Annotated in this window: 24 protein-coding genes; 11 read left to right on the top strand and 13 right to left on the bottom strand. The window is 66.9% G+C overall.

Going from position 1 to position 24,794, the window contains the following annotated elements:
- Positions 1–12: 12 nt before the first annotated feature.
- The 5 genes from H143_RS0109845 to H143_RS0109825 form a co-directional block, all read right to left on the bottom strand.
- Entirely contained in the window at positions 13–1,659 is a 1,647-nt protein-coding gene (locus H143_RS0109845) for an AMP-binding protein (protein WP_019938076.1), read from the bottom strand.
- Between the two features lie 53 nt (positions 1,660–1,712).
- Complete coding sequence (locus tag H143_RS0109840; RefSeq protein WP_019938075.1) at positions 1,713–2,882, bottom strand: acyl-CoA dehydrogenase family protein; 1,170 nt, start codon at positions 2,880–2,882, stop codon at positions 1,713–1,715.
- 80 nt (positions 2,883–2,962) lie between these two features.
- Complete coding sequence (locus H143_RS0109835; RefSeq protein WP_019938074.1) at positions 2,963–3,814, bottom strand: enoyl-CoA hydratase family protein; 852 nt, start codon at positions 3,812–3,814, stop codon at positions 2,963–2,965.
- 159 nt (positions 3,815–3,973) lie between these two features.
- Positions 3,974–4,783, bottom strand: a complete 810-nt coding sequence (locus H143_RS0109830) for an SDR family NAD(P)-dependent oxidoreductase (RefSeq protein ID WP_019938073.1) — start codon at positions 4,781–4,783, stop codon at positions 3,974–3,976.
- On the bottom strand, positions 4,780–7,128 hold the full coding sequence (locus H143_RS0109825) for a bifunctional salicylyl-CoA 5-hydroxylase/oxidoreductase (RefSeq protein WP_026349897.1): 2,349 nt from the start codon (positions 7,126–7,128) through the stop codon (positions 4,780–4,782). The genes H143_RS0109830 and H143_RS0109825 overlap by 4 nt, the downstream gene beginning before the upstream one ends.
- 190 nt (positions 7,129–7,318) lie before the next feature.
- Between H143_RS0109825 and H143_RS0109820 the strand changes: the two genes are divergently transcribed.
- The 6 genes from H143_RS0109820 (at position 7,319) to H143_RS20380 (ending at position 12,604) form a co-directional block, all read left to right on the top strand.
- Positions 7,319–7,807: a MarR family winged helix-turn-helix transcriptional regulator gene (locus tag H143_RS0109820; protein WP_019938071.1), complete on the top strand. Its 489-nt coding sequence runs from the start codon at positions 7,319–7,321 to the stop codon at positions 7,805–7,807.
- A 57-nt stretch (positions 7,808–7,864) separates the two neighbouring features.
- Positions 7,865–8,872: a hypothetical protein gene (locus H143_RS0109815; RefSeq protein WP_019938070.1), complete on the top strand. Its 1,008-nt coding sequence runs from the start codon at positions 7,865–7,867 to the stop codon at positions 8,870–8,872.
- Between the two features lie 75 nt (positions 8,873–8,947).
- Positions 8,948–10,174 carry a bifunctional glutamate N-acetyltransferase/amino-acid acetyltransferase ArgJ gene (argJ, locus tag H143_RS0109810; RefSeq protein WP_019938069.1) on the top strand — a complete coding sequence of 409 codons (1,227 nt, stop codon included), beginning with the start codon at positions 8,948–8,950 and terminating at the stop codon, positions 10,172–10,174.
- A 100-nt stretch (positions 10,175–10,274) separates the two neighbouring features.
- Positions 10,275–11,141 (top strand): ATP-binding protein, encoded by an 867-nt coding sequence (locus H143_RS0109805; protein WP_019938068.1) that lies wholly within the window; start codon positions 10,275–10,277, stop codon positions 11,139–11,141.
- Between the two features lie 11 nt (positions 11,142–11,152).
- Positions 11,153–12,160 (top strand): Nudix family hydrolase, encoded by a 1,008-nt coding sequence (locus tag H143_RS0109800; protein ID WP_019938067.1) that lies wholly within the window; start codon positions 11,153–11,155, stop codon positions 12,158–12,160.
- Positions 12,161–12,163: 3 nt separating this feature from the next.
- Positions 12,164–12,604, top strand: a complete 441-nt coding sequence (locus H143_RS20380) for a hemerythrin domain-containing protein (RefSeq protein ID WP_019938066.1) — start codon at positions 12,164–12,166, stop codon at positions 12,602–12,604.
- Between the two features lie 28 nt (positions 12,605–12,632).
- Here the strand turns inward: H143_RS20380 and zapD are convergent, their stop codons facing one another.
- From zapD to H143_RS20375, 3 genes are all read right to left on the bottom strand, one after another.
- Positions 12,633–13,385: a cell division protein ZapD gene (zapD, locus tag H143_RS0109790; RefSeq protein WP_019938065.1), complete on the bottom strand. Its 753-nt coding sequence runs from the start codon at positions 13,383–13,385 to the stop codon at positions 12,633–12,635.
- 62 nt (positions 13,386–13,447) lie between these two features.
- Positions 13,448–14,089 carry a dephospho-CoA kinase gene (coaE, locus tag H143_RS0109785; protein ID WP_019938064.1) on the bottom strand — a complete coding sequence of 214 codons (642 nt, stop codon included), beginning with the start codon at positions 14,087–14,089 and terminating at the stop codon, positions 13,448–13,450.
- Between the two features lie 22 nt (positions 14,090–14,111).
- Complete coding sequence (locus tag H143_RS20375) at positions 14,112–14,870, bottom strand: A24 family peptidase (protein ID WP_019938063.1); 759 nt, start codon at positions 14,868–14,870, stop codon at positions 14,112–14,114.
- A gap of 165 nt (positions 14,871–15,035) precedes the next feature.
- On the opposite strand from H143_RS20375, the gene H143_RS0109775 reads away from it, so the two are divergent.
- Positions 15,036–15,821: a hypothetical protein gene (locus H143_RS0109775; RefSeq protein ID WP_155803364.1), complete on the top strand. Its 786-nt coding sequence runs from the start codon at positions 15,036–15,038 to the stop codon at positions 15,819–15,821.
- A 4-nt stretch (positions 15,822–15,825) separates the two neighbouring features.
- Here H143_RS0109775 and H143_RS0109770 read toward each other — a convergent pair whose 3' ends face one another.
- The 4 genes from H143_RS0109770 to H143_RS0109755 form a co-directional block, all read right to left on the bottom strand.
- Entirely contained in the window at positions 15,826–16,077 is a 252-nt protein-coding gene (locus H143_RS0109770) for a LuxR C-terminal-related transcriptional regulator (RefSeq protein ID WP_019938061.1), read from the bottom strand.
- 159 nt (positions 16,078–16,236) lie between these two features.
- Entirely contained in the window at positions 16,237–17,091 is an 855-nt protein-coding gene (gene panC / locus H143_RS0109765; protein ID WP_019938060.1) for a pantoate--beta-alanine ligase, read from the bottom strand.
- Positions 17,092–17,133: 42 nt separating this feature from the next.
- On the bottom strand, positions 17,134–18,033 hold the full coding sequence (locus H143_RS0109760) for a ScpA family protein (RefSeq protein ID WP_019938059.1): 900 nt from the start codon (positions 18,031–18,033) through the stop codon (positions 17,134–17,136).
- Positions 18,034–18,053: 20 nt separating this feature from the next.
- The gene (locus tag H143_RS0109755) at positions 18,054–18,242 is read right to left on the bottom strand and encodes a DUF3460 family protein (protein WP_019938058.1); all 189 of its coding nucleotides are present in this window, start codon (positions 18,240–18,242) and stop codon (positions 18,054–18,056) included.
- 149 nt (positions 18,243–18,391) lie between these two features.
- On the opposite strand from H143_RS0109755, the gene H143_RS0109750 reads away from it, so the two are divergent.
- Both H143_RS0109750 and glpK read left to right on the top strand, forming a co-directional pair.
- The gene (locus tag H143_RS0109750) at positions 18,392–19,846 is read left to right on the top strand and encodes a DHA2 family efflux MFS transporter permease subunit (protein WP_019938057.1); all 1,455 of its coding nucleotides are present in this window, start codon (positions 18,392–18,394) and stop codon (positions 19,844–19,846) included.
- A gap of 38 nt (positions 19,847–19,884) precedes the next feature.
- Positions 19,885–21,402, top strand: a complete 1,518-nt coding sequence (gene glpK, locus H143_RS0109745; protein WP_019938056.1) for a glycerol kinase GlpK — start codon at positions 19,885–19,887, stop codon at positions 21,400–21,402.
- A gap of 7 nt (positions 21,403–21,409) precedes the next feature.
- Here glpK and H143_RS0109740 read toward each other — a convergent pair whose 3' ends face one another.
- Positions 21,410–22,570 (bottom strand): metallophosphoesterase, encoded by a 1,161-nt coding sequence (locus tag H143_RS0109740; protein ID WP_019938055.1) that lies wholly within the window; start codon positions 22,568–22,570, stop codon positions 21,410–21,412.
- Between the two features lie 235 nt (positions 22,571–22,805).
- On the opposite strand from H143_RS0109740, the gene H143_RS0109735 reads away from it, so the two are divergent.
- Both H143_RS0109735 and H143_RS21600 read left to right on the top strand, forming a co-directional pair.
- A complete protein-coding gene (locus tag H143_RS0109735; RefSeq protein ID WP_019938054.1) occupies positions 22,806–23,873 on the top strand; it encodes a nitronate monooxygenase family protein in 1,068 nt (355 codons plus the stop codon).
- Positions 23,874–23,957: 84 nt separating this feature from the next.
- Positions 23,958–24,680 (top strand): hypothetical protein, encoded by a 723-nt coding sequence (locus tag H143_RS21600; RefSeq protein ID WP_019938053.1) that lies wholly within the window; start codon positions 23,958–23,960, stop codon positions 24,678–24,680.
- Positions 24,681–24,794 lie beyond the last annotated feature (114 nt).

The following is a 24,794-nucleotide window of genomic DNA, read 5'->3' as shown; positions in this document are numbered from 1 at the left end:
GATACTCCCTTTTCAGAGCGAGACGCCGCCTTGGCGCAAGGTATAGCGTTTCAACTTGCCGGTTTCGGTGCGCGGCAGCGCAGCCATGAATTCGATCTCGCGCGGATACTTGTAGGGCGCGACCGTGGCCTTGACGAAATCCTGCAGCCGTGCGGCCAATTCGGGCGTGGCTTCGTAGCCCGGCTTGAGCACCACGAAGGCCTTGACCAGCTGGCCGCGCTCGTCGTCGGGTTTGCCCACCACGCCGCACTCGGCCACCGCCTCGTGCCGCATCAGGGCGTCTTCCACCTCAGGACCGGAGATGTTGTAGCCGGCCGAGATGATCATGTCGTCGTTGCGCGCCTGGTAGAAGAAATAGCCGTCCTGGTCCTGCACGAAGGTGTCGCCGGGCAGGTTCCAGCCCTGCTGCACGAACTTGCGCTGGCGCTCGTCGGCCAGGTAGCGGCAGCCTGTGGGTCCCTTGACCGCCAGGCGGCCGGGCGTTCCGTTGGGCACCGGCTGCATATCGTCGCCGACCACCCGGGCGACGTAGCCGGGCACGACCCTGCCGATAGCGCCTTGCCGTACCTGGTCGGGGGGGCTGGAGACAAACACGTGGATCATCTCGGTGCCGCCTATGCCGTCGATCATCTCGATGCCCGTGGCCTGCTTCCACAGCTGCCGCGTGGCATCGGGCAGGGCCTCGCCGGCCGATACGCTCTTGTTCAGGCAGCGGATGTCGTATTTGCCTGCCAGCGCCGCCATCTGGCGATAGAAAGTAGGTGCGGTGAAAACGATGTTGGCGCGAAAATCCTGGATCTCGGCCAACAGCAAATCGGGCGTGAGCCGTTCGGACAGCACGGTGGATGCGCCCACGCGCAGCGGAAAGCACAGCAGGCCGCCCAGGCCGAAAGTGAATGCCAGGGGCGGCGTGCCGCAAAAAATATCGTCGGCCTGCGGCGCGATGACATGGCGCGGGAACAGATCGCACATGGCGAGCACATCGCGATGAAAGTGCATGCAGCCCTTGGGCGCGCCCGTGGTGCCGCTGGTGAAGGCGATCAGGCAGACATCGTCGGCCGCCGTGTCGCAGGCGGTGTAGTCGTCGGACTTATTCGTCGCCAGGGCATCGATCGCGTCGGCCGCGGCGTCGTTGAACACCCCCATTTTTTCCAGCCCGGCGCAGTAGTGCTCGTTGCCGGGATCCATGCAGGCCAGGGCTTCGTCCTTCAGGCGCGCGTCGCACAGCACAGTGCGTATCTCGGCCTTGGATATCGACTGCTTGAGTTCCTTGGCGCGCAACAGCGGCATGGTGGGCACGGTGACCAGGCCCGCCTTGATCGCCGCAAGCCAGGTCGCAGCCATCATGACATTGTTGGGGCCGCGCAGCAGCACGCGGTTGCCCGGCACCAGCTGCAGATCCTCGGTCAGCACATGCGCGATACGGTTGCTCAGGCGTCGCAGCGCGTCATAGGTCATGGACGCGGGTTTGCCGTCCTGGCGCCAGCGCAGGGCCACGCGTTCGCCCATGCCTCGCGCCACGATGGCATCGACCAGCTCGACCGCGCAATTGAAGCGCGCGGGGTAGCGCGTATCCGGACTGTCGAGGATCTCGGGCCATTCCTCGGGCGGCGGCAGGTGGTCGCGGGCAAACGTGTCGATATGTGCGGATCTTTCCATGGCTCGATTCTCCTCCTTGGTGGCCGCTGCGCCGCGGCCGCAGGCGCTTGCGTTCAGGTCTTGAGCAGTTCCCGCGCGATGATGAGCTTTTGCACCTCGGTCGCGCCCTCGTAGATGCGCAGCGCGCGGATCTCGCGGTAGAGCTTCTCGACGGGCACGCCCGACACCACGCCCAGCCCGCCGAACATCTGCAGCGCGCGGTCGATCACCGTCTGCGCCGACTCGGTGGCGGTCATCTTGGCCATGGCGGCCTCGCGCGTGGTCCGCGTGCCCTGGACATCGCGCTGCCAGGCGGCGCGGTAAGTCAACAGCGCCGAAGCGTCGATGGCCGTGTCCATGTCGCCCAGCGCGGCCTGCGTCAACTGCAGGTCGGCCAGGGTCTGGCCGAACAGGGGGCGGCTGCGCGCCCGGCGCAGGCCTTCGTCCAGCGCGCGGCGCGCGAAGCCCAGCGCGGCGGCGGCCACCGAGGCGCGGAAAATATCCAGCGTCATCATGGCCAGCTTGAATCCCTGGCCGGCATCGCCCAGGCGCTGACCGGCGGGAATGCGGCAGTTTTCAAAGTGCAGGCGGCCCAGGGGGTGCGGTGCGATCAGGTCAAAGCGCTCGGCCACGGTAAAACCGGGTGTGCCGGCCTCGACCACGAAGGCGCTGATGCCGCGCGCGCCGGGCGCCTCGCCGGTGCGCGCAAACACGCAGTAGAAATCGGCGATGCCGGCGTTGGATATCCAGGTCTTCTGGCCGTCGAGCACATAGTGGTCGCCATCCAGACGCGCTTGGCACGCCATGGCGGCCACGTCCGAGCCGGCGTCGGGCTCGGACAAGGCAAAGGCGGCGATGGCCTGGCCGCGCGCCACGCGCGGCAGGTAGCGCAGGCGCAGTTCGTCCGATCCCATCAGCGAAATCGCGCCGCTGCCCAGGCCCTGCATGGCAAAGGCGAAGTCGGCCAGTCCCTCAAAGCGCGCCAGGGTTTCACGCAGGATGCAGATCGAGCGCGAATCCACCTGGGGCAATTTGCCGCCCCAGGCCCCGTGCGGGCCGGCGGGCACGGCGTAGCGCAGCCAACCGGCTTCGCCCAGAGCGCGCACCAGGCGCTTGCAGGCGGCATCGGTGTCGTGATGGTCCACATGGACCAGGTTTTTTTCGCACCAGGCGTCCAAATCGTGCGCCAGCGCACGATGCGCGTCGTCGAAAAAAGGCCAGGCCAGCCAGCTAGCGTCGCGCATATCAGCCTCCGCACGGCCGCCCGAAGGAGGCTGAGCCCCCAATGGGGGCGGTAAACGTAGTGAACCTGGGGGTGCTCATCCTAATCTCCCTCGAATATCGGCTTCTGCTTGGCCACGAAGGCCTGGTAGGCGCGATGGAAGTCCTTGGTGGCCATGCAAAGGGCCTGCGCCTGGGCTTCGGCTTCGATGGCCTCGTCCACGCCCATGTTCCATTCCTGGTGCAGCAGCTTCTTGGTTACACCGTGGGCAAAGGTGGGGCCGGCGGCGATCTGCGCGGCCAGCTTGGAGGCGGCGTCGGCCAACTCTTCCGATGCATGCAGGGCATTGAAGAAACCCCAGGCGCTGCCTTGCTCGGCGGACATGGCGCGGCCGGTGTAGAGCAGCTCGCTGGCGCGACCCTGCCCGATCATGCGCGGCAGCAGTGCGCAAGCGCCCATGTCGGCGCCCGCAAGTCCGACGCGCGTGAAGAGAAAAGCGGTCTTGGCCGTGGGGGTGCCCAGGCGCATGTCGCAGGCCAGTGCGATCATGGCGCCGGCGCCGGCGCATACGCCGTCGACCGCGGCGATGATGGGCTGCGGACATGCGCGCATGGCCTTGACCAGGTCGCCGGTCATGCGGGTGAAGGCTAGCAGTTCGGGCATGCTCATTTGGGTGAGCGGGCCGATGATCTCGTGCACGTCGCCACCGGAACAGAAGTTGCCGCCGGCGCCTGCGATCACGACGACCTTGATGTCGGTGGCGTAGACCAGGGAGCGGAAAAGATCGCGCAACTCGGCATAGGAGTCGAAGGTGAGCGGGTTCTTGCGGTCGGGACGGTTCAGGGTAATGGTGGCGACTTTATGGTCGTCGGAGACTTGCCACAGGAAATTGCGGGGCGTGTAGTGCGCCAAGGCGCGCTTGTGGTGCTTCATGGTGTGTTCGGTTTCTGTCATGGTCTTTCCTGTCGTCTCTTCGATTTCGTGCTGCGCTGTCTGTTTGAGTTCTTGAGTCGTCCGCAGGACATCGGATGTGGCCCTCGCGGAACAATTCGGTCGGCTCGGTCCCGGCCCGATACCCCGCAGACTTGCATCATCTCATTGCCCTTGCATTAATCAGCCTGCCATCACCTCGCCGCCGTCCACCGGGATGGCTTGGCCGTTGACGCTGGCGGCGCTGGGCAGCGCAAGCCATGCGACGGCGTCGGCCACTTCGTCGGGCTGCACCAGTCTGCCTTGAGGATTGCGCTCGGCCAGCTTGGCGCGGGCCTGATCCTCGCTCATGCCGGTCTTGCGCACGATGTTGGCGACCGCGTCGCGCACAATGTCGGTCTCGGTGTAGCCGGGGCACACCGCGTTGACGGTGACGCCTTTGCTGGCGACCTCCAAGGCGACCGAGCGGGTCAGGCCGATGACGCCATGTTTGGCTGCGACGTAGGCGCTGACGTAGGCGTAGCCGATCAGGCCCGCGGTGCTGGCGACGTTGATGATGCGGCCCCATCCGGCGGCCAGCATGTCGGGCAGCGCGGCCTGCATGCAATGGAAGGTGCCGTCCAGGTTCACGGCCATCATGTCGCGCCAGAGCCGGGCGTCTGTGCGCGCGAAGGGCTGGCTGGCGGCCTGTCCGGCATTGTTGACCAGGATATGGACCGGGCCGGATTGCTGCGCGGCGTGTTCGAAGGCAGCCTGCACCGAAGCCATGTCTGCGATATCGGCGGACACGAAGCCGACTCGGCCCGGCGCGGTGGACTCGGAGGCGATCAATTCGGCCTGGGCGGCCTGAAGAGACTCGCGACCCCGGCCCAGCAGCGTGACCTTGGCCCCGCGCGCCAGCAGGGCTTTGGCGCAGGCCAGGCCTATGCCGCGTGCGCCGCCCGTGACCAGGGCATGGCGGCCGGCCAGGGCTTGATCCGGGGCCGCGCTCATTTGATGTCCAGCGTGGCGTAGGCCGCGGCGCGCGCGAAATTGGTTTCGAGCTGGCGCTTGGCGGCGAAGTACTGCTTGGGCCAGTTCACGTCGGCATAACCCACGCGGGCGGCCTCGCGCAGCGTCCAGGACGCGTCGGCAAGGTGCGGACGCGCCAGGGCGCACAGGTCGGCGCGGCCCGAAGCAATGATGCCGTTGACATGGTCGGCTTCGAAGATGGCGCCCACGGCGATGGTGGCAATGCCGGCTTCGTTGCGCACACGGTCGGCGAACGGGGTCTGGAACATGCGGCCGTACACGGGTTTTTCTTCGCGGCTCACCTGGCCCGACGAGCAATCGATCATGTCGGCGCCGGCGGTCTTGAAGGCGCGGGCGATCGCGACCGCGTCGTCGGGCGTGATGCCGCCCTCGACCCAGTCGTTGGCCGAGATGCGCACCGACATGGGCAGGTGCTCGGGCCAGACGGCGCGCACTGCATGAAAGACTTCCAGCGGAAAGCGCAGGCGGTTTTCCAGGCTGCCACCGTACTCGTCGGTGCGCAGGTTGGTCAGCGGCGAAATGAAGGTCGACAGCAGGTAGCCGTGGGCGCAGTGCAGTTCGAGCCAATCGAACCCCGCCGCGGCGGCGCGTCTGGCGGCGGCGACAAAGTCTTCGAGCACGCGATCCATGTCGGCGCGCGTGACCGCCCGGGGCACCTGCGAGATGCCCTCGATATACGGCAGGGCCGAGGGCGCGATCAAGGGCCAGTTGTCCGCGGGCAGCGGCTGGTCGATGCCCTCCCAGCCCAGGCGCGTGGAACCCTTGCGGCCGGCGTGGCCCAGCTGTATGCCGATGCGCGCATTGCTGTTGCCGTGCACGAACTCGACGATGCGGCCAAAGGCCTCGGCCTGCGCATCGTTCCACAGTCCGGGGCAGCCCGGGGTGATGCGCGCGTCCGGCGAGACGCAGGTCATTTCCACCATGACCAAGCCTGCTCCACCCATGGCGCGGCTGCCTAGGTGCACCAGGTGAAAATCGCCTGGCACGCCGTCCACGCACGAATACATGGCCATGGGCGACATGATGACGCGGTTGGACAGCGTGACGCCGCGCACTTTGTAGGGCGTGAGCATTGGCAGCGGCGGCCGCTCGGCCTGCTGGGCATCGAGGCCGGCGTGCCTGGCGATCCAGGACTCATAGCCCTCCAGCCAGGCCGCGTCGCGCAGGCGCAGGTTCTCATGCGAGATGCGTTGCGACCGCGTCAGCAGCGAATAGGCGAACTGCTCGGGTTCGAGGCTGGCATAGCGCGCCACGTTCTCGAACCATTCCGTGGAATTGCGCGCCGCGTTCTGGATCTTCAGGACTTCCACGCTGCGCACTTCTTCGTAGTGCGCCAGGCCGGCATGCAGCTCGGGGGCGCGCCGCAGACAGCGGGCCAGCTCGATAGCGTCTTCCAGTGCCAGCTTGGTGCCCGAGCCGATGGAGAAGTGCGCGGTATGGGCGGCGTCGCCCATCAGCACCACGGGGACCTGCCGCATGCCGCGCGGGGTGGCCAGCTCGTTCCATCGCACCCAGCTATTGCAGATGACGCGCGGAAAGCGAATCCAGATGGCCGAGCCGCGCAGGTGCCCGGCATTGCTGATGAGCTTGTGGCCATCGAGCCAGGGCGCGAAGAGTTTTTCACAGTAGGCTATGCCGTCTTCCTGGCTCATGTGTTCCAGGCCGGCGGCCTGCCAGGTTTCATCGGGCGTTTCGACGATAAAGGTCGACAGGCCGTCCTCGAAACGATAGGCGTGGGCCTGGAACCAGCCGTGCTCGGTCTGGACAAAGGCGAAGGTGAAGGCATCGAACACCTTGGTGGTGCCCAGCCACACGAAACGGCAGCGGCGCGTGTCGATGTCGGGCCTGAAGGTATCGGCGTAGCGCTTGCGCACCCCGCTGTTCAGGCCGTCGGACGCGATCACCAGGTCGGCATCGTAGTCGATGGCGACTTTCTGGTCGTCTTCGACCAAACTCTCGAATACCAGCTTGACGCCCACTTCCTCGCAGCGGGCCTGCAGGATGTTGAGCATGTGCTTGCGACCGATGCCGATGAAGCCGTGGCCGCCGCTGCGGATAGTGCGGCCCTTGAAGTGGATGTCGATGTCGTCCCAATGACTGAAGGCATCGACGATGGTCTTGGCCGAAACCGGGTCTGCCTCGGCCAGGTTCTGCATGGTGGCGTCGGAGAACACCACGCCCCAGCCGAAGGTGTCGTAAGGCCGGTTGCGTTCGATTACGGTAACTTCGTTGGCCGGATTCTGCAGCTTCATCAACAGGCCGAAATACAAGCCGGCAGGGCCTCCGCCCAGGCAGACGATTTTCATTGCATACACTCCGTAGACGATGCGCCGCGATTGGCGGCCAGACATCAGGGCCGGAAAATAGTTTAGGTTTCAAATAATATACGCCAAAAACCCAGCCCGCAACAGATTTGCGCCTCACTGGCGCAGGGTACAAGTTTAGATTTAAAGTACCTGTCGAAAAACCCGGGATTTCTCCCCAGCCGATGCCCATATGACGACACCCGCCCCCGATCTGGAAAGCCGCGCCGCCCCTGACGACCACCACGCCCTGCGCCTGTGGCTGAGGCTGTTGACCTGTACCAACCTGATCGAGGGCGACATCCGCGGCCGCCTGCGCACCGAATTCGACACCACGCTGCCCCGCTTCGACCTGATGGCTCAGCTGCAGCGCGCGCCCAAGGGCATGAAGATGGGCGAACTCTCGCGCCACATGATGGTGACCAACGGCAACATCACCAGCATCGCCGACCAGCTTGAAAAAGAAGGGCTGGTCTTGCGCGCCAAGGTCGAGTCCGACCGCCGCAGCTCGGTGCTCAAGCTCACCCCGCAGGGCCGCAAAATCTTCGCCCGCATGGCCCGCGCCCATGAGGAATGGGTCAAGGCCATGTTCGACGGCCTGCCCGAAGCCACCCGTGGCGCGCTTTTCAAGGCGCTGGGCGATCTCAAGCTGCAAGTGGTGTCGCATCGGGACCAAGCCTAGGTCCGGTTGACCGTCAGCCCGCGCACGGCGGCGATTGGCTCATACAATGAGTGCGCCATGATTTCCGTCTTGCTGCCCGGGGGCAACCACTACATCTATCTGGCGATCTCGCTGGCCTGCCTGAGCACGCTGCTGACATGGATCGTCTGGCTGGCCATCGCGCCCATGTCTCGCCTATGGCTGCTCGAGCGCCGTTGGCTGAGCGCGGGGCTGATGGCCGGCCTGGCCGTGGTCGGCGGCATCTATCCCTATCACCTGGCCACGTCGTGGCTGGCCGAGCAGCGCGCGGCGCGCGAGGCCCAGGCCCGCCGCGACGTGCTGCACAAGGAGCAGACCGTGGCCGGTGTCGCCATGCCGGCCGGCACCCTCCTGCATCTGCGCCAACCCGGCAAGCCCGACACCTTCGCGCGGGCCCAATTCCCGCAGGCGGTCAAGGTGGACGGCTTGCAGGTGCGCGAAATACGGCGCCACGTCAGCGCCGACACGCCTGCGCGTGAATCCTGGTCGGTCACGCTCGAGGCCGACCAGACCGTACAAGGCTGGCTCTGCACCCACAGGCATCCGGTGGACCTGGCCATCGGGCACGACGGCAAACCGCGCTTTGCCGACTGCCACCTGGCCGAGGGCAACAAACTGGAAGGCCAGCCCCTGCCCATGGGCACCTGGCTGGCCCGCAGCCGGGACGATCCGCAGAACTGGCTGCTGAGCACCGACGGCAGCGAAGCCGCCAAGATCGCGCATTTCGCCCTGCTCAAAGCCGACGTCGTCGTCGGCCCGCAATTGCGGATCGTCTCGTTCAAGGGCCTGCTGGCCCGGCAGACCAGGCTGGGCGAGGTAAGCTACCCTGCGGGCACCCGGGCCGCCACCGCGCTGAACGTGCCGGGCGCGCAACCGGGCGACCTCCTGTTCACGCCGCCGCGCGGCCGCACGGCGCACTATAAGAACCACAGCGACGTGCAGGCCGGCAGTTCGGTGTTGCAGGCGCCCGACGGCACGGTGCGCCTGATGCTCGATAACCGCCAGGCTGGCATTGTGGATGCCGCTACCATACGCATCGGTCCCTGAACCCGCCGCGAGCCGCCGCCGGGGGTGAGATAATGGGCGCCCCTTTCAACACACCCGCACCGCGAGATTGAGGCCATGGCCGTCAACCTGAAGATTCCCCCCCTGTCCGATATCTTCCCCGTTCCCGGCGTCGAAATCGGCGTCACCGAGGCGGGCATACGCAAGGCCAACCGCCGCGATCTCACCGTATTTCGCCTGTCCGAGGGCAGCACCGTGGCCGGCGTGTTCACGCGCAACCGCTTCTGCGCCGCCCCCGTGCAGATATGCCAGGAGCACCTGGCCGCAGCCGGCCCCATCCGCGCCCTGGTCATCAACACCGGCAACGCCAACGCCGGCACCGGCGTGGAAGGCCTGCACGCGGCGACCCAAACTTGCGAGGCGCTGGGCAAATTGCTGCGCGTACCGGCCGAGCAGGTGCTGCCGTTTTCCACTGGCGTGATCCTCGAACCCCTGCCGGTGGACCGCCTGATCGCCGGCCTGCCCGACGCCATCGCCAGGCTGAGCGCCAAGGGATGGGCCGAAGCCGCGCACGGCATCATGACCACCGACACCCAGCCCAAGATTCACTCACAGCGGCTCGACATCCACGGCAAGATGATCAGCATCACCGGCATCAGCAAGGGCGCCGGCATGATCCGCCCCAACATGGCCACCATGCTCAGCTTTCTGGCCACCGACGCGGGCATTTCCCAGCCGTTGCTGACCAGGCTGGCCAAGCAGATCGCCGACCGGTCCTTCAACCGCATCACCGTCGACGGCGACACCTCGACCAACGACTCGTTCATCATCATGGCCACCGGCCGGTCGGGCCTGTGGATCGAGTCCGAATACGACGCGAACTACGCCGCCCTCTCGCACGCGCTCACCGCGGCCGCACTGGACCTGGCGCAGAAGATCGTGCGCGACGCCGAAGGGGCCACCAAGTTCATCACCATCCACGTCGATGAGGCGGGCGACCAGGACGAAGCGCTCAAGGTGGCCTACTCGGTGGCGCACTCGCCCCTGGTCAAGACCGCCTTCTATGCCTCGGACCCCAATCTGGGCCGCATCCTCGCGGCCATCGGCTACGCCGGCATCGCCGACCTGAGCGCCCACAAGGTCAAACTGTGGCTGGGCGACGAACTGGTGTCCAGCGACGGCGGCCGCGCACCGTCCTACAAGGAAGAAACAGGCCAGCGCATCATGAAGCAGTCCGAGATCTCCATGCGCATTTCGCTGGGCCGCGGCCACGCCAGCGAAACCGTGTACACCTGCGACTTCTCGCACGAGTACGTGAGCATCAACGCCGACTACCGCTCGTAATAGTAAATGGCCCCGCCCACTCACACTTCGTTTTCGCGGCCCGCCAGGGGGCGCTTGTCGCTCACCTTAGGGCGGCCTGGCGCCTCGCTCGGGTAGCACCATGGATTCTTACGACCTCTCTCATCTGCTGGAACGCGCCGAGCGCGTCCTGGCTCAACTCGAGGCCTGGCTGCCCGCCGCGCCGCCCGAGATCGACTGGAACGCGCACGCCTATCGCTGGCGCAAGCGCGGCGTGCGCGGCTGGCTCGATGCCGTGCGCCACGTGGCCCGCATCGAACTGTCCGATCTGCAGCACGTCGAACGCCAGAAAGACATCCTCGACCGAAATACCCGCCAGTTCCTGCAAGGCAGGCCGGCCAACAACGTGCTCATGACCGGCGCGCGCGGCACCGGCAAGAGTTCACTGGTCAAGGCCATGCTGGCCACCTACGGCGGCCAGGGCCTGCGCCTGATCGAGGTGGACAAATCCGACCTGGGCGACCTGTCCGACATCGTCGAATTGGTCGCGGTCCGCCCCGAGCGCTACATCGTCTTTTGCGACGACCTCTCCTTCGAGGAAGGCGAGGCCGGCTACAAGGCGCTCAAGTCGGTACTGGACGGCTCGGTGTCCTCGTCGGGCGAAAATGTGTTGATCTACGCCACGTCCAACCGGCGCCACCTGATGCCGGAATACATGAGCGAGAACCTGCAGGCCACGCACAGCGCCGACGGCGAGATACATCCCGGCGAGACGGTGGAGGAAAAGATTTCCCTGTCCGAGCGCTTCGGCCTGTGGCTGTCCTTCCATCCGTTCCGGCAGGACGACTACCTGGACATCGTCCGTCACTGGCTGGGCGAGCTCGGCTGCCCCGCCGACCAGATCGACGCCTCGCGCACCGAGGCGCTGCAGTGGGCACTGGAGCGCGGCTCGCGCTCGGGCCGCGTGGCCTACCAGTTCGCGCGCGACTGGGCGGCGCGCCACGCCTGATCTCCCCACCCATGACCGACCGCAAGATCATCGACGTCGCCGCCGGCCTTCTCCTGCGCGGCGACGGCTCGCTGCTGCTGGGCCAGCGCCCCGAAGACAAGCCCTGGCCGGGATGGTGGGAGCTGCCCGGCGGCAAGCTCGAGCCCGGCGAAACCGTGCTGCAAGCCCTAGCGCGCGAACTACATGAAGAAATCGGCATCCGCGTCACCCAGGCCTGGCCCTGGGTCACCTACGTTCACCACTACCCCCACAGTACGGTGCGCCTGGCCTTTTGCCAGGTCACGGCCTGGGAAGGCGAGCCGGCCGGTCTGGAAAACCAGCAACTGCGCTGGGTCGAGCCCGCCCAGGCGCTGGCCGACGCGCTGCGCCAGGGCCACGACCTGGATCCGGACAAGCCCGACGGCCGGGTCCTGCCCGCCACCATCCCGCCGCTGCGCTGGCTGCAGCTACCCACAACCTATGGCATCTCGGCCATCGGGTCGCCGTCGTATCTGCCCTCCTTCCTGCAGCGGCTCGACGTGGCCCTGGCCGGCGGCCTGAAGCTGGTGCAACTGCGCGAGCCGAACTGGCCGGAGGGTCCCGGCGCCGAATCGTTGCGCGCCGCGTTCATACAGATGCGCGAACGCTGCCGCATCGCAGGCGCGCGGTTGCTGATCAACAGCACGCACCCCGCATCGTGGTGGCATGAAGCCGATGGCGTGCATCTGCGCAGCGCGGACGCGGTCGTAATGCAAGACCGGCCGGACCTGCCTTCGGACGCGCTGGTGGGCGTCTCTGCCCACACGCAGGGCGACATCACGCATGCGCGCAGGATCGGCGCCGACTTTGCCGTGCTGGGCTCCGTGCTGGCCACGCCTTCGCACCCGGGCGAGCCCGAGCTGAGCTGGGCTGGATTTGCCGAAGGCTTGCGCGATGCGGGGCTGCCGGTGTTCGCCCTGGGTGGCCAGTCCGAGGCAACGCGCGCCATCGCCCGCGCACACGGCGCGCACGGCATCGCCGGTATACGCGCGATAATCTGAACCATGCACGCCGAATCCAACCTCGCCCTGGGCGATCCGCGGCTGGACCAGGACCACGCCGAACTGCACCGCCTGTCGCAGCATCTGGCACAGACGCGCAACCGGCAGGAGGTCGTTGCCGCCCTGGATGCGCTGGCCCGGCACTGCGCAGCCCATTTCGCCGCCGAAGACGAGGATCTGCGCCGCATGCAGGGTAACGACGATGCGGTCTGCCACCTCGACGAACACGCCGCAGTGCTCCAATCCCTGGCCGAGGTCAAAGGCTGGGTGATTGAAAACGACGACGTGGTCGGCATGGCGAACCTGGTGCAGTCGCTCTGCGCCGAACTGGACCGCTGGCTACCCGAGCACGTGCATTACATGGACTCGGCCGTGGCCGCCTATCGCAGCAAGAACCGCTTCGGCGGCGCGCCCATCGCGTTTGCACCGCGCCAGCCCGCCTAGGGCCCGCCGTCGCTCAGCTCAACAGCCCCTAGACGGAGCAGAGCGACATGCTGAAAGGCACGTCGCGCGCCACGGGCTGCGGCTTGAGTTCGCCGTCCTGCGTGGCATAGCGGATCCAGATCATGTATTTGTTGGCGCTGATCTCGGGGAACACGCCCTGTGCCGGATCGACCCAGACGCGCAGCAACTGGTGCTGCTTGCCGCCCAGCATCTGCTGATAGGCGCCTTGCTCGGCCACCGCCTGACTCTTGGCGCCGTTTTCGCGCAGCATCCTCAGCGCCAGGGCCAGCCCCTCGCACAGTCCCATGAGGGAGTCGATCCAGCGCGCCAGGTCGGCACGTCGCACCTCAGTGGGCTTGTGCTGCCAGGCATAAAACGAGGGCATGTCCATCTGAGTAGCCCCGCCGGTCACCGAAAGGCGGCCGCGCAAACTGGTGAGCCATTCGTTTTCGCGCAGAGCCTGGCCGATCTTGCCCTGCGCGGTCAACACGCCGACGACGCGCTCCATGTCGCCCAGCATGCCTTGCAGCACGTCCTGCGCAACGCCGGGATGGTCGCGCAAGGGCGCCAGTGCCGCGCGCTGGCGTTCAAGGTCTTGCAGAATGGCGCCCTTGACGTCCGTGCGCTCGAGCACGTCGAGCACGTCGAACAGCGTCGAAACCGCGATCTGGTGCTCGCGCATGTCGTCGCCGCGAACCAGGAAGAGCAATCTGTCGAACAGAAACTCCAGCCTGAGATAGGCCCGGACACGCTCATTGAAGGGATATTCGTAAAGAGTCACTCGCCGCAAGCCCTTAATGACGGCCGATGGGCCTTGCGCGGTGGCTAGGCGCAGGTCCGGAATTATGAGGCGGACGCCAGCCGGCCGGGGGCAGTACCCAATATCGCGGCCAGAGCGATCCAACGATCATGCATGATCTTGGTCCGCTCGTGCAGCAAGGCGGGAGAAGTGGCGCCGTCATTAAGGATGACGTCGTCCGCCCGTTGCAGCCTGCCTTCACGCGTGGACTGTGCCGCCATGATAGCCCGTATGCCGTCCGGCGTCAGCCCGCTGCGCTGGCCTACCCTGGAAACCTGAGTCTCGGGATCGCAGTCGACCACGCAGATGCGGTCGACTTTGTCGCGCCAGCGCCCGGATTCGACCAGCAGCGGCACGACGAACACCCGGTAGGCTCCCCGGGCACGCTCGCCCTGCTCGCGGGCGCACCGGCTAATCAGGGGATGCAGGATGCCTTCCAGACGCGCCTTCGCTGCGGGATCGCGGAATATCAGCTCGCGCATCCACGCGCGGTTCAAGGCGCCTTCGGCAGTCACGGCCTGTTCGCCGAAAGCCTCGCGCAATGCCGGCACGGCCTGCCCTTGCGGCGCCGTGAGCGCATGTGCGATCGCATCGGTATCGATGATCGCGGCCCCCCACTGCGCCAGCAGATCCGCCACCCGCGACTTACCCGAACCGATGCCGCCGGTCAAACCTATGTTCAACATCCTGGTTTTTTCCATCTCATGCCTATGTCGCGGGGAAATGGCCCACGGGGACCTCACCGAGGAACATCAGGATACCGCTTGCCGCCAGATAAGGGCCGAAAGGCAGCGCTTGCCCACGCTGCAGACGTCCCGCCAAGCGCAGGCACAAGCCAGCCGCCGAGGCAGCCAACGCCGCGCCCAGCAACGGCCAGGGCAGCGCCGCGAGGCCGAACCAGGCACCCAGCGCAGCCATCAGCTTGAAATCGCCATACCCCATTCCGTCCAGGCCAGTGCGCCAGCGCATCAGGTGATAGACCGTCCAAGGGAACAGGTAGCCCGCGGCCGCCCCCAGCACAGCCGAGGGCAGGGAAACCAGAGCGCCGTGCAGATTGACCAGCAGGCCCAGCCAGAGCAAGGGCAGGGTCAGCGCGTCGGGCAGCAACCGGGTCTGGGCATCGATCCAGGCCAGCGAGATCAGCGCCGCGACAAAGACCATGCCGCACAGCGCGGCCGGCGTGACCCCCAGACGCCACACGCAGGCGGCGAACGCCAGGCCCGTCAGCAGGGCCATGGCGCCGCTGCGGGCGTCCAGGCGCCAATCGGCCCGCACGCAGTCCGAGAAGGGCGGCGCATCCGGCGCGGCGCCGTCGGCAGGCTCCTGCCAAGCACGCTCGATCCGGCGCGGCAGCACGCGCGCCAGAGCGCCGAGCGCCCAACCTGCCGGTAGCCCGAAAAGCCCCGCCAGCGCCGCGGCCCAGGCCTGCCCGCCATGAAGGATTTGCCATGCGAAGTAAATCGACATCACGCCATGCCGTCACAAAGACAAACCGGCCCGCAGTCCGCACACCATGACGGCCCCATGCCAAGTGCGTAAAATCCCCATACCGATACACTGCGATCCATCGCTCGGCCTTTGACCGAGCACCCTGGCCGCCCCCACGCCGCCGCGCGCTTTCCGGACTCTTTCATGCCTTTTTCTTCCCTGCCCATCCTGCGCACCCTGATACTCGCGACGGCGTTCAGCGGCGCGCTGCTGACCACCGGCTGCGCCCAAATGCGCAGCCCCGACTATTACGCCCAGCAGTCTGCCAATTCCAGCACCGACGCCACCTACCAGGCGCAGGGCGGCGTCAGCCACTCCATGCTGTCGCAGGCCCCCTCGCAGGTCCAGATTCCCCTGAATTTCACGCCGGACAAGCAACAGCCGGAGGCGGACAACGGCGCGCAGGCCGCCACCGGCGCCGCGCCCGGGGCGGGCACTTCGGTCCCGCCCGTTCCGTCCATACCCGCCGCCGGCGCCAACGCCCGAATGAAGGAGGGCGCGGCCACCGCCCCCGCCCCTCTGGACCACCCGAGCCAGCGCGCCTTCCTGCCGCAAGCCGAAACCTTCGTCGGCACCATTGCCTGCCCATCGCCGTCTGCGCAATGCGCGGCCCAGCGCATCACGCTCACGCTGGGGCCCAATGGCCGCTGGCGCAGCCGCGCCACCTACCTGGCCAACCAGGGGAGCCAGCCCGACGCGCCGCAAGCCCAGCAAGGCTGCTGGAACGTCGCCGGCGACCATCCTGCCCATGTGCTGCTGCTCGATGCGCGGAACAACCCGCAGGCCGAATTGCTGGCTTCGTCCGACAATGTGCTGAGCATCAGGACATTCCAGGGACGTACGCTCACGCTGAACTACACCCTGACCCGCCAGCCTGATCTCGATCCCATCGACGAACTGTCCAAGCAGCCGCTGCCCAACTGCCCGTAAGGCCTCAGGTTTCATCTTCCGGACGGGGGCGGTGCGGACAAATGCAACACGCCAGTTCCAGTGCGCTGCGCACGCCCATCTTGCGAAAGATGCTCGCGCGATGCGCCTCGGCCGTGCGTTCGGAAATCTGAAAATCGATGGCGACCACTTTGTTGGGCAGGCCGCGCGCATAGTGGTAGACAAGCTCGCGCTCGCGCACCGACAGCCTGTCCAGCCGCGGTGAGCAGGCAAGCCCCGCTGCTTTATTGCATGGCATAGCACCCTCCCTTATCGGAAAGGCAAGTGTGGCATGCGCCATGATGGCGGCGCCTGCCGCTGCGCGCGCGCAGCGCGCTTTTCCGACCAAGCGAAGACAAGAAAAAAGCCCGCCCATGCGCGCGTCGGCCTAGGCAGGCTCGCGGGCCGCCCCGTCGGATCAAAACTCCAAATTGTCGATCAGTCGCGTGGCGCCCAGCTTGGCGGCGGCCAGCGCCACCAGCGGCTCGCCGGCCAGGACCTCGGCCGCTGCGGGCCTTTTAAGATCGCGCTGCCGACGCACCGACATATAGTCGACCTTCCATCCGTGCGCCTGCATCAGGTCAAGGGCCTCTTTCTCGATGACCTCCAGATCGCAGACGCCGGCGGCCAACTGAGCGCGCTGCGCTTGGCGCATGGACTGCAAGGTGACATAGAGACGCGGCGCTTCGGCGCGCTCCTGCGGGCGCAGGTAACGGTTGCGCGAGGACAAGGCCAACCCGTCATCGGCGCGCACCGTCTCGTGCGCCAGGATTTCCACCGGAAGCTGGAACTGCTGGCACATGCTGCGCACGATCATCAACTGCTGATAGTCCTTCTTGCCGAACACGGCCACGCGCGGCTGCACGCACGACAGCAGCTTCATCACCACCGTACACACCCCCGAGAAGAAGCCCGGCCGGAACTCCCCTTCGAGTATGTCGCCCAGGTCGTCGGGCGGCTGCACGCGGTAGTTCTGCGGCACGGGATACATCTCGTGCTCATCGGGGGCGAAGGTGATGTAGACGTCGCGACGCTGCTCCATCTTCTCGACATCGTCGCGCAGCGTGCGTGGATAGCGGTCGAAATCCTCGTTGGGTCCGAATTGCAGGCGGTTGACGAAAATGCTGGTCACCACCGGGTCGCCGTGCTGGCGTGCCATTTTCATCAAGGCCAGGTGACCGTCGTGCAGGTTGCCCATGGTGGGCACGAAAGCGACGCGGGTCTGCCCGCGCAGATGATCGCGCAGGTCCTGGATGGTGTGTACGACTTTCAAGGAATCCTCCGGTGCGGACCGTCGGTGAGGGCCGTCGCGGCCTCAGGCCGCGACGGCCCTGGTGTAAGCCAGGCGCACGTAGATGGGCGCGTAGGGTTCGGCCTGGGTAATCTCGAGCAGCGACTCGCGCGCCAGTTCGAGCATGGCAATGAAGTGCACCACGACGACGGCGACAGGCGCGCCTTCGCGCACGCGCTCCAGAAACAGTTCGCCGAATTCGATGAAGCGCACCTCGTTCAGGCGGCGCAGGATGTGGGTCATGTGATCGCGCACCGACAGCTGCTCGCGCGTGATCTGGTGGTGTTGGTTAAGCCGCGCGCGTTTCATGATGTCGGCCCAGGCTGCGCGCAGGTCGACGACGTCGACCTCGGGCATCATGCGCTCGACGCTGATCTCGGCCACCGCCTGGCTGCGCGCGAAATCGCGGCCAATCTGAGGCAGGGCGTCGAGCTTGCGCGCCGCGAGCTTCATTTGCTCGTATTCGAGCAGGCGGCGCACCAGTTCGGCGCGCGGGTCTTCGGGTTCCTCGCCGGTATCGCTCTTTTTGACCGGCAGCAGCATGCGCGACTTGATCTCGATGAGCATCGCGGCCATGAGCAGGTACTCGGCGGCAAGTTCGAGATTGTGCTCGCGGATCTGTTCCACATACGACAGGTACTGCCGCGTGACATCCGCCATGGGAATATCGAGCACATTGAAGTTCTGCTTGCGGATCAGGTAGAGCAGCAGGTCCAGCGGGCCTTCGAAAGCCTCCAGAAAGACCTCGAGCGCATCCGGCGGAATGTACAGGTCGTTGGGCAGTTGAAACAGCGGCTCGCCGTACAGCCGCGCGAAGGCCACCGAGTCGATCACGTCGGGCGTGGTGTCGACCGGCGGCTCGATCAGCGCAGCCAGGTTGTCGCCCGCAATCGCGGCGCTGCCGGGCAGGAGGTTGCCGGACATGGGCGCTTGGAGCGGGCGGCTCAGTCGGCCTGGTACACGTAAGGCTTCTGCGGCACGCGGGCCTGGCGAAAGCCTTCCTGCAGTTCAGCGTCCTGTTCCTTGTCCCACAGACGGGCGCGGCCTTCGAGCTGGCGGCGCTCGGTGTCGGGGTGCTGTACCTTGTAGGCCTTGATGAACTGGGTCGCTTCGGATTCGTAATTTTTGGCCATGGCGGCAATTGCTCTGGTTTGTCGCGGCAGCCCGGGCTGCCAGGGAATCATGAACGAAGTTTACTGCACGGCCGCAAAGAGGGCCCTCAAGACGCACCCGGCGCCAGCGTTACAATCGTGCCCACTCCCGCCAGCCGTTGCTGCTTTCCATGTCCGCCGAGCCCACCACCGCCGTCCTGTCCGCCCGCTCCGACCAGAACGCGGCACGCGCGGCCCGGGCCGCGCGCATGATCCCCTTCATCGTGGGGTGCGCGCTGTTCATGCAGATGCTGGACTCCACCGTAGTCGCCACGGCCCTGCCCGCCATGGCCGCGAGCCTGGGATCCACGCCGGTGCGGCTGAACGTGGCGATCACCTCCTACCTGCTGGCCGTGGCCGTATTCGTGCCTGTCAGCGGCTGGGCCGCCGACCGCTACGGCGCACGCCGGGTGTTTGTCGCGGCCATCGCCCTGTTCACGCTCAGCTCGGTCGCCTGCGCGCTCTCGCAAAACCTGGCGCAGCTGGTGCTGGCGCGCATCGCGCAGGGCATGGCCGGCGCCATGATGGTCCCGGTGGGGCGGATCATCCTCCTGCGCATCGTGCCCAGGGAAAACCTGCTGCGCGCCATGTCCTTCCTGTCCATGCCCGCCCTGCTCGGGCCGGTGATCGGGCCACCCATAGGCGGCTTCATGGTCACCTACATGTCGTGGCACTGGATCTTCCTGATCAACATCCCCTTTGGCATCCTGGGCATCGTCATGGTGTTGCGCTTCATCCAGGAAATCCGCGAAGAACATACCCACAAGCTCGACGGCATTGGCTTCGTCCTGAGCGGCATCAGTCTGGCCACGCTGGTCAGCGCCTTCGAATCGCTGGGCCAGGCCGTGTCGGACTGGTCGCAGCCGAGTCTGCTGCTGGCCGTCGGCCTGACCTGCGGCTGGCTCTACGTGCTGCATGCCCGCCGTGCGCCCCATCCCATCATCGACTTGGCGCTGCTGGACAAGCCCACGTTCGCCATCTCGGTATTGGGCGGCAATCTGTGCCGCTTTGCCGTGGGAGCCATGCCTTTTCTGCTGGCCATGCTGCTGCAGGTGGGCTTCGGGATGACGCCCTTTCAGGCTGGCCTTATTACCTTCGCCAGCGCGGCCGGGTCGCTGCTGATGAAATTCGTCGCCACGCCCATCGTGGAACGCTTCGGCTTTCGCCGCGTGCTGACCGTCAACGCGCTGCTCACCGGCGGTTTCGTGATCGTATGCGCCCTGTTCACGCCGCACATGCCGGCCTGGCTGATGATCCTGATCCTGCTCCTGGGCGGGTTCTTCCGCTCGCTGCAGTTCACCGGCGTCAACACGCTGACCTATGCCGACATCACCCAGGAGCAGATGAGCAGCGCCAGCAGCTTTTCCGCCATGGCTCAGCAGTTGGGCGTGAGCCTGGGTGTGGGCGTAGCCGCCGTCACCCTGCACGCCAGCATGGTGCTGCATAGCCGCACTTCGCTCGCCTCCTCCGACGCCCTGGCCGGTTTCGTCATCATCGGCGTACTGTGCATGGCGTCGTATTTTTCCTTTCTGCGGCTGCCCGCGAGGGCCGGCTCGCATCTGAGCCTGGGCAGAAAGCACGGCTAATCCGACCACGGTCAAATCAACCCAGAAGGCAGGCCGCCATGGTTCAAGGGCAATTCCTCCTCGCGCTGGACCAGGGCACCACCAGCTCCCGGGCTGTCGTCTTTGATCGAGAAGGCCGCATGCGCGGCCTCGACCAGCGCGAGTTCCCTCAGCACTATCCGCAGCCCGGCTGGGTCGAGCATGACGCGATGGAAATCTGGCAGACCCAACTGGCAACCGCGCGCGGGGCTCTGGCCAACGCCGGCGCGCAAGCCTCGGACATCGCGGCCATCGGCATCACCAACCAACGTGAAACGACCGTACTGTGGGAACGCGCCACCGGCCGGCCGGTGGCGCATGCCCTGGTGTGGCAGGATCGCCGTACCGCCGCTTTCTGCGAAAAACTGCGTTTGGACGGCCATGCGGATTGGCTGCAGGAGCGCACCGGCCTGATCGTGGACGCCTATTTCTCGGGCACCAAACTGGCTTGGCTGCTGGACCATGTGCCCGGCGCGCGCGCCGCGGCCGAGCGCGGCGAGCTGGCCTTCGGCACCATCGACACCTGGCTCGCATGGCAGCTGACCGGCGGCGCGGTGCACAGCACCGATGACAGCAATGCATCGCGCACCATGCTCTACGACCTGCGCAAACGCGACTGGGACGACGAGATACTCGCGCTGCTGGATATCCCGCGCAGCGTGCTGCCGCAGATCGCGCCCAGCAGCGGCATCATCGGCCATGCCTTGCCCGCCTTGCTGGGCGGCGCCATCCCGATCGCCGGCGCGGCGGGCGATCAGCAGGCCGCCACGTTCGGACAGGCATGCTTCGAGTCCGGCATGGTCAAGAACACCTACGGCACCGGCTGCTTCATGCTCATGAACGTCGGCGCGCAGCCCGTCGCCTCGCGCAGCCGGCTCCTGTCCACCCTGGGCTGGACGGGTTCGCCCGCGCAGCACGGGCAGGCCACTTACATCCTCGAAGGCAGCGTGTTCATGGGCGGCGCTTCGGTGCAATGGCTGCGCGACGGGCTGGGGATCATTTCCCGTTCCGACGAAGTCGGCGCGCTGGCCGCGCAGGTGGCCGACACCGACGATGTCTTCCTGGTGCCCGCCTTCACCGGCCTGGGCGCACCGCACTGGGACCCCTACGCCCGCGGCACGCTGGTAGGCATGACGCGCGGCACGACGCGCGCGCACATCGCGCGCGCCACGCTGGAATCGATCGCACTGCAAAGCGCGGAGCTGCTGGACTGCATGCAGTCCGACAGCGGCATCGCCCTGTCCGAACTGCGCGCCGATGGCGGCGCGGCGCGCAACGACTTGCTCATGCAGATGCAAGCCGATCTGCTGGGCGTGCCAGTGGTGCGGCCGCGCGTGCTGGAGTCGACTGCGCTGGGCGCCGCAGGCCTGGCCGGATTGGCCGTCGGTTTCTGGTCGTCACAGGACGAACTCGCCGGCCATTGGCAAGCCGAGCGCCGCTTCGAGCCTGCCTGGTCGGCGGACAGGCGTGAGGCGCGCATGGCCCGCTGGAAGCAGGCGGTGGAGCACGCCAAGGGATGGGCAAAGCCCGCACCGTAGCGGGACTTCAAGCCCGCACCAGCCGTATCCGCGTGATCTCCGAAGGCGCCCACAACCGCTTGGGCGGCCCCCAGTACCCCGTTCCGCGGCTCACATACAACCACATCCCCTGGTGCCGGTACAGCCCTGCCGTGAAAGGCTGCTGCATGCGCACGAAAAGCCCCCACGGGAAGAACTGCCCGCCGTGGGTATGACCGGATAGCTGCAGCGTGTAACCCAAGGGAGCTGACGCTATCGCGCTGCGCGGCTGGTGCGCGAGCAGCAACTTGACCGCGGCGCCCGCCGGCGCACCCGCCAGGGCGCGGACCGGATCACTGCGCTGCTGCGCGTCGTGCGAGCCGGCGGTGTAGTCGGTGATCCCGGCCACCACCACATCGTGTCCGTGCGGCCCGACGACCACATGCTCGTTCATCAGCACATGCAAGCCCAGGCGGCGGAATTCCCGTACCCAGGCCGAGGCTCCCGAGTAATACTCATGGTTGCCCGTCACCAGGTACACCCCATGGGGCGCGCTCAGGTCGGCCAGGGGCTGTGTATGCGCCGACAGCATCTCGACGCTGCCGTCGACCACGTCGCCCGTGATCGCGATCATGTCCGGGCGCTCGGCATTCACCGCTTCGACGATGGCGCGCACATAACCCGACTTGATCGTCGGCCCAACATGCACGTCGCTGATCTGCACGATGGTGAAATTCTCCAGCGCATCAGGCAGTCCGGCGATGGGCACACTCACCGTCACCACGCGCGCTAACCTGCGTGCGTTAGCAAACCCTACGACACTACCGAGCAAGGCCAGCGCCGGAACCAGCAAGGCCGACAGGGCGCGCAACTGCGGCATGGGCACATGCGCGCCCAGCAGCGCCGCGACCCAGGCGGCCAGCAGCACGGCATCGCGCAGTACGGTGCAGACGAACAGCGACGAGAAAAACCCCAGCGCCAACAGGCCGATCCAGGCCGCCGCCTCGCCCCAGGGCCGCGGATGCGATGCGCGGCGGCTGAGCATGCCCAGCGGGATCAGCACGCAGGACAGCAGCAGCCACAGCCAGGCACCCGTCGTCGCCGCTGCGCCGACAGGCGCGTCGGGAATCAGGCGCAGGCCGACATACGCATGCCCGACCACACTGAGAATGACAAAACGCAGGAAAAAAGACGAACGACTCAAAGCCATGACATCAGGGCCTGTTGACGCTAAAAGGAGCCGCGCGCTGGCCGGCTAACCCAAAGGGTAGGCATCCCAACGCGCGCCTGGCCGCGTTGCCAATGCTCGCCGCAGTACCGCTACGGCTGCGCTTCGCACCTTGCCAGGTGCGCGTTGGGATGCACATGTGCGACGCCTTTTAGCGTCACCAGGCCCTAGGCTAACCCAACTTGCGCATCCGGGTCCGAGCCGCTAACGTGATTGCATGACCCAGACCACCACATCCCTGACCGCCCGCCTGGGCCTGCGCCAGCCGATCATCCAGGCTCCCATGGCCGGCACGAGCACCCCGGCGCTGGCTGCCGCGGTAAGCAACGCCGGCGGCCTGGGATCGCTGGGCGTGGCCGCGATGAACGCAGCCGCCGCGCGCGAGTCCATCAGGCAAACCCGCGCGCTCACGCAGGGCATCTTCAACGTCAACCTCTTCTGCCACAGGCCGGCCCAGGCCGACGCCGAACGCGAGCGCGCCTGGATCGACTACCTGGCGCCCTGCTTCGCCGAATTCGGCGCGCAGCCGCCGGCGCAACTGCGCGAGATCTACACCAGCTTCGTAGCCGACGAGGACATGCTGCACATGCTGCTCGACGAACGCCCGGCAGTGGTGAGCTTTCATTTCGGTCTGCCCGAGGCCCAGCGCATCGACGCCCTGCATGCGGCCGGCTGCTACCTGATGGCCAGCGCCACCAGCCTGGAGGAGGCCCGCCGCATCGCGGCGGCCGGCATCGATGCCATCGTGGCACAGGGCATCGAGGCCGGCGGCCATCGCGGCATCTTCGAGCCCGACGGCCCCGACGAACAACTTGGCACCCTGGCGCTGACGCGCCTGCTGGCCGCACGCCTGCCTTTGCCGGTGGTCGCAGCCGGGGGCATCATGGACGGCGCGGGCATCACCGCGGCGCGGGCGCTGGGCGCGCAAGCCGCGCAACTAGGCACCGCCTTCGTCTCGTGCCCCGAATCGGGCGCCGATGCCGCCTACCGGCAGGCCCTGCTGGCGCAGGACAGTTCCCGGACCACCGTGATGACGCGGTCGATTTCCGGACGCCCCGCGCGCGGCTTTGCCAACCGGCTCACCGCCTTGGGCGCGGCCCCCGGGTGCCCAACCCTGCCCGACTATCCCATCGTCTACGACGCGGGCAAGGCCCTGCACGCAGCCGCCAAGGCCCGGGGCAGCGCCGACTTCGCCGCGCAATGGGCCGGCCAGGGCTTTCGCCTGTCGCGCGCCCTGCCTGCCGCAGACCTGATGCGACGGCTGTGCGCAGAGATGTCGGCCTAACGCCTGCCAATACCCAGAGGGGCCGTCCGCGCAATGTGCTAAGGTCATGCCGCCCGCCGCCCCTTGCAGGCGACTCAGAGTTCCATGCTGCTGTTTCTCACCCGCTTTCTCTTTGGCTTTGCGCTGTCGCTGGCCGGCGCCGCCTTGTTGGCCACGGCGACTTGGCTGAGCCTGAAGATACTCGCTCTGGTCATGCTGATGCCCATTAGCCGGCGCGCCCAGGATGCGGCCAGCGCCGTGACGGTGCTGGCCGTGATCGCCGCCGCATTAGCCGCCCTTTACGGGCTGGGCCACGCGCTCTACGGCCACCTGGGCGCCTGGCCGGGCTTGGGCCAAACATCGGGCTGGCTTGCCGGCCCGCGTCCGATCTCGCCCGAAGCCCTGCTGGGAGCCCTGGCCGGCTTCGGTAGCCTGGCCGCCGCGCCGGGACTTTGGCAGGGCTTGGTCCGTCTGGCCTCGCCGCGCCCGGCCGAACCCAAGGCCAAATCGCGCGCTGCCGGCAAAGCTGACAATCCGGCCAAGGCGGCCAAGGCCGCCCCGGCGCGCGCCGCCCCCTCCCCCGGCCGCGCGACCGTCCCGCAGTTGGGTTGGATGGCGCTGTTCCTGCTTGCCATCGGCGGCATCCTGCTGGCTTTTGCCATCATCGTGGCCCCCATCGCCCTGAAAGGCAGTCTAGCGGCCACCTTGCAAGGCGCCGGCCGCCTGCTGCCCATCTATGCCGGCGCGCTGGCCCTGCTCGGCTGCGGCCTGCTGTGTCTGTTGCTCTGGCGCGTCTGGCGCCGGGCGCCGGGCGCCACTTCGCGCTGATCCCGGAGCGGAGTATCATCCCGGGGCAGCACGGCGGGCGCCCCGGCAAACCTGCGTCCAGGGCCTTGCCGCACCTGTAGCCGCCGTCTGTGCAAAAATCCCACCTTGCTTATT

This window comes from Bordetella sp. FB-8 (assembly GCF_000382185.1).
GTDB lineage: Bacteria > Pseudomonadota > Gammaproteobacteria > Burkholderiales > Burkholderiaceae_B > Bordetella.
This window is presented reverse-complemented; position numbering and strand designations above follow the sequence as displayed.